The sequence below is a fragment of the Photobacterium sp. MCCC 1A19761 genome (genome assembly GCF_037389125.1).
Taxonomy (GTDB): Bacteria; Pseudomonadota; Gammaproteobacteria; order Enterobacterales; family Vibrionaceae; genus Photobacterium.
In genome coordinates, this window is record NZ_JAZGTF010000061.1 from 1 (window position 1) to 1,906 (window position 1,906).

A 1,906-nucleotide genomic window follows, 5' to 3' on the forward strand; every position below is an offset into this window, starting at 1 on the left:
ACATCACGGAATATTACAGCAAGGTCAGGCCACATCAATATAACGGTGGTTTGACGCCAAATGAGTCAGAACGGTTATTCTGGAATGACTCTAAAACTGTGGCCAATTTTACTTGACCACTACATTGTCATCAATATCAGTATCTATACGTAAACCAGTATCAACGGAATAGTTTGAAGCCAGTTGATATTTATAACCACTTCGATATGTAATGAATCTGTCTTCCATGATGCTTCCTCCATCGACAAAGCAAACCATTATTCATTGTAGTGCATAACGAATGACATGGACTCCCCCTCATCAGGCTTTGCCACACTTGGTAAGTCTGATAACGAAATCGCTGGAGGCCACCATGTCACCATCTGTCTATGGCATTGATTTAGCCAAACATAGTTTCAGTATCCACGGTGAGGATCACCAAGGCAAGGTATTGATCCACAAAACAATATCACGCCCGAAAGTTCTCTCGACGTTTGCCAATATCCCGCCGGCCATCATCGGGATGGAAGCCTGTGGAGCCTCTCATGAGTAACTTACCTAACTCAGCTACATCACCAAGAAACAATCCTCCGCGTTGGTCGGCGTGGCTCCTATGAACCGGGAAAGTGGGCATCATTGCCTGTGTCAGGAAGATGGTTGTCATCCTCAATGCGATGCTTCGTGATGGCGTCAGGTGGGAAAAAAAACAGCATGAAATTAATTATTGACGCCATAGTCGTTTGTTAGATTTTAATCAACGCTATAGCTCTGATGGGGCTCCGAAAAGAAGCTAACTAATCTAGAATATGCTTTTTGTTTTTCACGCGTAGCAATATCTTTATCTTTGTTTGCAATAGTGCTTTCCCAAACCATATCAAATAAAGCTCTAGCTTCAACAGAGTCTACTAACATTCCCCAAGAATAACCGTCATCAAAAACTTTAAACGATAGAACCTTTACTTGTTGACGGCCTAACTCAGTTTTCATTTCTTCGATATAATTACGCACAAAATCAGAACTATACCCGTCATTTCCAAAAATAAATGTCGTATTAGACGACCATAACAAAGCACCCTTATGAATTTCCATAAAATGCTGCTTGGTAAACCGAAGAGCTTTATTAATTTCCGTATCCCATGAAACAAAATACCTTTCATATATACATTCATGCTTGGAAATAATCGCTTTTAAATCGTTTTTCGTCCAATAGATCGCTTTTTTATCGTCCCTTGAGTTGTTGGTAGACTCAAAGTTGTTCCTAACCGACTCGGTTACAGAAGAGGTCGTAACAAGCAAATAGCGATTGGCGCCATGCTTTTCCATCTTCTTTTCGTAATAACCTAGGTCAGATTCGGAAACGTTAGCCTTAGTATGCTTGCATTCAACCAAGATTCGCTCCAAAGATGGATAACCTAAAGAACACGTTGCATGTCGGATTGCTAATAAATCTTTACCAGCGTCTGGACCCACCGCAGGTCTGGATTCTAGCGTTAAGCCTTCTTCCAATAACAAATCAGCAACTAAAAACTCTAAATCTTCATGATTAATTTGGGAGAAATCTATATTCATATTGTTCCAATAAAATCTAACGCCGCCAACATGGGTAGTGCAAACTGGCGGAAAATTTGTTTCAAATTTTATGACAGCTTGCGCTATCCCTTATGTTTGGCCTTGTTAAGTGGCTAAACAGCAATGGTGCCATTTATCCAACCAGTGACCAACTCTCCCAACGAAGATGACTTAAACTCGTAATACTTTTCGTAAGGATAAAAGGCCCAAACACCAGCTTTACTTTTTCGATAGGCTTTGTTGATCAAATCAGGGAAAACAACAGATCTACCCAATTTAAGCCATGTTTTAGCTAACTTTACGAGTTACGGGCATGCCGAGCCCTGTTAACTTGTTCAACGCACGGACGGCAGCAAGC

The 1,906-nt window shown here is 40.9% G+C and carries 2 protein-coding genes and 1 pseudogene; 2 read left to right on the forward strand and 1 reads right to left on the reverse strand.

Translation table 11 applies throughout. The annotated features are described in order from the left end of the window. Window positions 1-352 precede the first annotated feature (352 nt). Entirely contained in the window at window positions 353-532 is a 180-nt protein-coding gene (locus VV869_RS24310) for a hypothetical protein (protein ID WP_337737532.1), read from the forward strand. Between the two features lie 70 nt (window positions 533-602). Beyond that, window positions 603-707: pseudogene (locus VV869_RS24470) on the forward strand (IS110 family transposase); the annotation flags it as partial. A gap of 22 nt (window positions 708-729) precedes the next feature. Here VV869_RS24470 and VV869_RS24315 read toward each other — a convergent pair. Beyond that, the gene (locus tag VV869_RS24315) at window positions 730-1,548 is read right to left on the reverse strand and encodes a restriction endonuclease (protein WP_337737533.1); all 819 of its coding nucleotides are present in this window, start codon (window positions 1,546-1,548) and stop codon (window positions 730-732) included. Window positions 1,549-1,906: the final 358 nt, after the last annotated feature.